The organism is Pseudovibrio sp. POLY-S9 (assembly GCF_001431305.1).
GTDB lineage: Bacteria > Pseudomonadota > Alphaproteobacteria > Rhizobiales > Stappiaceae > Pseudovibrio.
Genome location: NZ_LCWX01000198.1, coordinates 1 through 6,141, shown reverse-complemented (window position 1 = coordinate 6,141; position 6,141 = coordinate 1). Strand labels below are relative to the sequence as shown.

General features: G+C 49.9%; 7 protein-coding genes. All 7 read left to right on the top strand.

Annotated features, from left to right (window positions below; genetic code table 11):
- On the top strand, positions 1-410 hold a 410-nt coding region (locus tag PPL9_RS18965), incomplete at its 5' end, for a pilus assembly protein N-terminal domain-containing protein (protein ID WP_208989486.1).
- Between the two features lie 13 nt (positions 411-423).
- Positions 424-1,002, top strand: a complete 579-nt coding sequence (locus PPL9_RS18960) for a TadE/TadG family type IV pilus assembly protein (protein WP_057464152.1) — start codon at positions 424-426, stop codon at positions 1,000-1,002.
- A gap of 21 nt (positions 1,003-1,023) precedes the next feature.
- Positions 1,024-1,644 (top strand): TadE/TadG family type IV pilus assembly protein, encoded by a 621-nt coding sequence (locus tag PPL9_RS18955; RefSeq protein WP_057464151.1) that lies wholly within the window; start codon positions 1,024-1,026, stop codon positions 1,642-1,644.
- A 273-nt stretch (positions 1,645-1,917) separates the two neighbouring features.
- Positions 1,918-3,339 carry a bifunctional enoyl-CoA hydratase/phosphate acetyltransferase gene (locus tag PPL9_RS18950; protein ID WP_057464246.1) on the top strand — a complete coding sequence of 474 codons (1,422 nt, stop codon included), beginning with the start codon at positions 1,918-1,920 and terminating at the stop codon, positions 3,337-3,339.
- Positions 3,340-3,364: 25 nt separating this feature from the next.
- Positions 3,365-4,546 carry an acetate kinase gene (locus PPL9_RS18945; RefSeq protein WP_057464150.1) on the top strand — a complete coding sequence of 394 codons (1,182 nt, stop codon included), beginning with the start codon at positions 3,365-3,367 and terminating at the stop codon, positions 4,544-4,546.
- 205 nt (positions 4,547-4,751) lie between these two features.
- Positions 4,752-5,222, top strand: coding sequence for a dienelactone hydrolase family protein (locus PPL9_RS18940; protein WP_057464149.1), 471 nt, complete (start codon positions 4,752-4,754; stop codon positions 5,220-5,222).
- Between the two features lie 106 nt (positions 5,223-5,328).
- Positions 5,329-5,946, top strand: coding sequence for an HAD family phosphatase (locus PPL9_RS18935; protein WP_057464148.1), 618 nt, complete (start codon positions 5,329-5,331; stop codon positions 5,944-5,946).
- The last annotated feature ends 195 nt before the right edge of the window (positions 5,947-6,141 follow it).

Here is a 6,141-nt window from a genome sequence, read left to right as displayed (position 1 = left end):
TCCCCCCCGCCTATGCGGATGTTGAGGTGGTCGCCGACCAGGCAAAAGTCTTCCGTCTCGAAGAGCCAGCCGAAACCATCATTCTTGGAAATCCAAGCATTGCAGATGTGACAGTGCACGACCGCGTGACAATCGTGATCACGGGCAAATCCTATGGCACAACCAATCTGGTTGTCCTGAACGATGCCTCTGAGCCCGTTGTTGAAGAGCTGATCACCGTAACAGCAGAAATGGCCGGCTACGTCGCCGTCCAACGCAACAACAGCCGCTTCACCTACTCCTGCAACCCCGACTGCCACGAAGTCCTGCGTCTTGGCGACAATAAGAAAAAGATCGAGGATGTCGCCAGCACCATCAGTGTTCGTAATGAGTTGGCGCAAGACGGAACCGTGGCAGGTAACGGTCAATAGCAGGTAGGCTCTCATGCAATTCTTGTCACACAAAGAGACAGCTAAAGAATATCGGCGCACTACCCATAAGTCACTGCTGAGCTTCTTTTCAGATTTTCGTGGTGTGACGGCGATTGAATTTGCGCTTATCGCTCCGGTTCTATTTGGGATCCTATTAGCAATTATGGAACTCGGCCTCTCGATGCTGGTTGAGGTCTTATTAGATAATGCTGTTGCTGAAGCTGCGAGGCAGATCAGAACAGGTCAAGTTCACTTTGCTCAAGAGAATGGCGACTACAATAAAACTAAGTTTAAGAATGTTATTTTGGAAAATGGGACTGGCTTACTGAAAGCGGTTGAAGACAAAATCTTCATTGATGTGGAAGCGTTTGACGACTTTGGTGACATACGTGATTACAAACCATTGGTAAAGGATGGCGCAGTTGTCATGGAACAGAAGTGGGATCCAGGGCAAGCCAGCGACGTTGTTATCGTTCAAGTTGTCTGCTCGTGGCCAATGATAAGCTCAAGAATGGTTGGAATTTTTGGTCAGGCAGAAGATGGAAGCCGAATTCTTGTTGCAACAGAAATTTTTAGAAACGAACCTTTCTAATAAATAGGGTCGGCCAAGTTCATGAATTATCGCAAAAACATCAAATGGCTCTATTCCAATAAAGATGGTGTGGCGTCAATTGAGTTTGCAATTTTATTACCGATGTTAGCATTTCTCTTTCTCGGTATGGTCGAGCTAACAACGGCTGTTTCTTATGATCGACGTGTTAGTAAAGCTGGGGCTGCAATTGCGGATCTTATCGCGCGCTCAGATGATGTCACAGATGGGATGGCTGACATCAACAGGGCTATCGATCATCAGATGGCCCCGTTTGAAGATGTCGATATTGAAATCAAAATTGGAATGGTCCTAATTAGGAATAATCGACCTCAAGTTGTTTGGAGTTGGGAGAATAGCAAAAGCGCACCGCCTTGGCCTCAAGGTAGCGAGCCTGATGGTATTTCATTTTCAAACAAGATGCTGATTAATGGGCGATATTACGTCGTCTCAACATCGCAGTTTGAATACAAGTTCCTATTAGGGGCAGCATTGAACAATTTGTATAAACTGGTGTCTAAACCAAGTGCAGATGACAGCGAGAAGTTTGTGTCAATTTCTTTAAGCGATAGCTTCATACTTCTCCCTAGAAGGGTCTCCTGTGTAGAGTATGATGACCATTGCGCAAACTGGCCGCCGTCATAATAACAACTACGTAAGATTTAGTGCTGTAATCTAAATATTGATGTGTCATAACTTCGCAGATCGCCAAAAACTGCTGTTTTGTGATCTTTACCGATAGATTTGTTAGCTCAAATGTTGAATAAGCGCCCCAAGCTTGGCGAAGAATTTAACGCACATATCGCTGAACAGTCACAGAGCTGCGATAGTATGGCTGAGACCTCCCCTCAAGAGCCCTATCGCAACACTCTTGAGCTCGGGCTGGTGCGGTATGTGGAAAATGAAAAGAGGCTATCAATGGCTACCAATCGGACCTATGACCAAATCCAGGTCGGAGATTCCGTCACTCGCTCCCGCATCTGTACAGCAAACGATCTTTACGTTTTTGCGCACGCGTCTGGCAACATCAATCCACTGCATCTGCCAAACGCGCAGTGGGAAGGCATTGAGAAGAAAGATGGCCCATCCGCACCGTTCATGTGGGGCGCTACTCTGATCTCAGCAGTCGTCGGCAACTACCTCCCAGGTCCTGGCTGCGTGTACCGCGATCAGACACTTTCCTTCCATAACAAGGTCAAAGTGGATCAGGTTCTCGACGTCACTGTAACCGTTCTGGAAAAACTGCCAGATAACATCATCCGCCTTGCAACAAGTGTGAAGGTTGACGATGGCACTCTGGTTGCTGAAGGTGAAGCTCGCGTAGAAGCGCCAACAAAATCAATTTCTTACGATGCAGAAGAGCTGCCAGGCCTGCTGATGAAGCGCCACCAGCACTTTGATCGCCTCGTTGCAACTGCTGCCCAGCTGCCAGCGATCCCGACTTCTGTTGTGTGCCCAGACGATGCAAACTCCCTCGGTGGCGCAGTCATGGCCGCTCAGGCTGGTCTGATCATCCCGATCCTGTGTGGTCCTGAAAAACGCATTCAGGCTGCTGCTGAAAAAATCGGTGCAGACATCTCCGGTTACGAATTGATCGACACACCTGATGAAGGTTCTGCAGCTGCTAAAGCTGTTGCATTGGTTCATGAAGGCCGCGTGCGGTCCGTTATGAAAGGTCACCTTCATACAGATGACCTGCTGCGCCATGTTGTGAAGCGTGAAGGTGGTCTGCGCACCAAGCGTCGCCTGTCACATGCGTTCGTAATGGATGTTCCGGGTCGCGAAACCCCGCTCATCGTCTCTGATGCTGCAATCAACATTGCACCAGACCTGATGTCAAAAGTTGATATCACTCAGAACGCAATCGACGTTGCTCGTGCTATCGGCATTGAGCCTCCAAAAGTCGGCATCCTGTCCGCTCTTGAAACCGTAAACCCGGCGATCCCATCCACCATCGATGCAGCAGTGCTGTCTAAGATGGCTGAGCGTGGTCAGATCAAAGGTGGTATCGTTGACGGCCCTCTGGCGATGGATAACGCGATTGACCTTGAAGCTGCTCGCACCAAAGGCATCGAATCCGTTGTTGCAGGTCGCGCAGAAGTGCTGATCGTGCCAAATCTCGAAGCTGGCAACATGGTTGTGAAAGAGCTGACCTTCCTTGCTCATGCAGAAACAGCTGGCCTTGTAACCGGTGCACGCGTGCCAATCATCCTCACCAGCCGTGCTGACAATGATCGTGCGCGTCTCGTTTCTTGTGCTCTGGCATCCATGTACGACTACTACCTGCGCAACGGCGCGGCGTATGTTGGCGAGCAGGATCTGGCAGAAGCCGCAGAGTAATTTCGGGATAGCTGAGAAAACAATAATGACAATCGAAACAATTCTTGTACTGAACGCTGGATCTTCCTCCATCAAATTCCAGCTGTTCAAAGGCGAAGAAAGCGTGCTCTCCGGTCAGATCGACGGCTTGGGTGCATCTGCCTGGGTAAAAGGCAAATCCGCTGAAGGCGCAACGATCATGGATCGTGCGCTCTCAGAAGAAGAAGCACAGAACCACAACACTGCGCTACAGGTTATCCTTGCACTGCTGAAAGAGTTCGATCCGAACCTCGAAGTGGACGCAATTGGTCACCGTGTGGTTCACGGCTCTTCCAAATACTCTGCACCTGTGTTGGTCACTGAAGAAGTTGCCGCGGAACTTGAAACATTCAACCCGCTTGCGCCTCTGCATAACCCACACAACCTCGCAGGTATTGCAGGGTCCAAAGCGGCCTTCCCGGGTAAGCCGAACGTTGCGTGTTTTGACACCGCGTTCCACCGCACGCAGGAATTCAAGAACGAAGCCTACGCGATCCCGACCAAGTACTATGACGAAGGCATTCGTCGCTATGGCATGCATGGCCAGTCCTTCCACTTCATCGCGGAAGAACTGCACAACGTGGCGCCAGAAGTGGCAGATGGCAAAGTCGTCGTCGCTCACCTCGGCAACGGCGCATCTATGTGTGCGATCGAAAATGGCAAATCTGTCACCACCACCATGGGCTTTACCCCGGTTGATGGTCTAGCAATGGGCACACGGTCCGGTCTGATTGATCCGGGTGTCATCTTCTACCTGATGGAAGAAAAAGGCATGTCCGTGAAAGAAGTCGCGAACCTGCTGAACAAAGAATCCGGCATGAAGGGTCTTTCCGGCATCTCGCAGGATATGCGTGATCTGGAAAATTCCGATAGCCCTGATGCAAAACGCGCACTCGACTACTACGACAACCGCATCAAGCGCGAGCTGGGTGCTCTGGTCGCTGTTATGGGCGGTCTGGACGCAATTGTCTTCACTGGTGGTATCGGCGAGAACTCTTCCCAAACCCGCGCTGGTGTTTGTAAGGGTCTTGAGTTCCTCGGCGTAGAAATCGACGAAGAAGCCAACAAGGCGCGTGCGAAAGAAGCAATCACAATCTCTAAAGCATCTTCCAAGGTTAAGGTCATGGCGATCCCAACCAACGAAGAGGCTATGATTGCCCGCCAGACCCGCGCGATTTGCGAGTCGTAATCGACCTAAAAGTGGTGTTGATCACAGCGTTAAAGCCGCACTTTTCTTAAAGGAGAAGTGCGGCTTCTCTTTTGTTTGCCTATACGTACAAGAGCAGACGGGATAGTTGCCCAAACATATTTGCATAGGTTGAATTATCAAAATAAGTTATATATTGAGGCGTGCATCTCTATTATATATAGCTTCAATAAAAACTGGCATTCCTATGATCATCGCTGCAACTACATTAGCGCTACCGGCCTCTTTACAGGCTGCTGAGCTGCGTCTGGTGGAATACCATCAAAGAAATTTAGCCTACATCATTGTGCCTCGGACAGATAAGAAACTGCCTGCACTTGTGCTGTTTCATGACTGGGCAGGATTAACCGAAGAAGCGATCCTGCAAGCTGCGAAAATCGCAGAACAAGGCTATGCAGTGTTCCTTCCTGATCTGTTTGGCGGCAAGGCCCCACAGTCAAAAGAAGAAGCCCAGCCACTGGTTGAAGCGATCCTGGAAACGGACCATCAGCAAGAGCTTATGGCAAATGTCCATTCAGGTTTGCAGGTGCTGGAAAATGTTGAAGAAGTAGAGCCAGTGGACGTCTCCATTTCTGGTCTTGGTATTGGTGAACAGGTTGCCAATTACATCTCAAAAAGTGATATGACGCCCGCACTGCCAATGCTCACCCACGCATAAGTCAGTACGTCCGGCTGATGTCATTTTGTAATCCCACGCATTGCATCCCGTATGCTGAGGCAATACTACTGGGCCAACTCAATCTTTACATCTGAAGGAGGGGCTTATGTCCTCACCGGTCACTGCTGTCGTGTTTGATATTGGCAATGTCTTGATCTCTTGGGATCCGGAGAACCTGTATAAGGACTTGATCCCAGACGCATCAGAGCGCCAGTTCTTCCTTGATGAAGTATGCCCCTACGACTGGAATCTGGAGCAAGACAGAGGGCGCCCTTGGGGAGATGCCATCGCCGAACGGCTTGCCAAATTTCCTCAGTACGAAGAGTGGATTAAAGCCTATTACGAGCGCTGGGAAGAAATGCTGGCCGGCGCGATTGAGGCCAATGTCGCGCTCCTGAAAGAACTCAAGGATAAGGGCATCTCTCTGTATGCCATCACCAACTTCTCTACTGAGAAGTTCGAGGATGCCAAACGCCTGTTCCCATTCCTTGCGGACAGCTTCATCGATACCGTGATCTCTGGCGATGAGAAGCTCCTGAAGCCGGATGCTGCCATCTACAACGTGCTGCTGGAAAGAAACCAGCTTGAAGCCTCCAACCTTGTCTTCATTGATGACACACTGAAGAATGTTGAAGCAGCGCAGGGCGTCGGTATGAAAGCACTGCACTTCTCCGAAGCAAACAAACTCCGCTCAGAACTAAAGCAACTCGGCCTGCCACTTTAAGATCAATGATGTCTTCTCGGGCGAAGCGTAGCGGAGACCCGGGATCCAGAGCACCTTGCTTATGCATTAGCGAATGTTGCGCTAGATCCCGCATCATATGTTTGTCCCGGAGAGATGGTTGACGTTTGTTCGGGGACATGGGTGACGGTCATGTTATGATGTTAAGTCGATTTTTGCGACTGTGTTTGCTGCAAA

Excerpts from the sequence above, each read along its gene's own strand:
- PPL9_RS18960 (WP_057464152.1), top strand. The coding sequence starts at position 424 with ATGCAATTCTTGTCACACAAAGAGACAGCTAAAGAATATCGGCGCACT.
- PPL9_RS18955 (WP_057464151.1), top strand. The coding sequence starts at position 1,024 with ATGAATTATCGCAAAAACATCAAATGGCTCTATTCCAATAAAGATGGT.
- PPL9_RS18950 (WP_057464246.1), top strand. The coding sequence starts at position 1,918 with ATGGCTACCAATCGGACCTATGACCAAATCCAGGTCGGAGATTCCGTC.
- PPL9_RS18945 (WP_057464150.1), top strand. The coding sequence starts at position 3,365 with ATGACAATCGAAACAATTCTTGTACTGAACGCTGGATCTTCCTCCATC.
- PPL9_RS18940 (WP_057464149.1), top strand. The coding sequence starts at position 4,752 with ATGATCATCGCTGCAACTACATTAGCGCTACCGGCCTCTTTACAGGCT.
- PPL9_RS18935 (WP_057464148.1), top strand. The coding sequence starts at position 5,329 with ATGTCCTCACCGGTCACTGCTGTCGTGTTTGATATTGGCAATGTCTTG.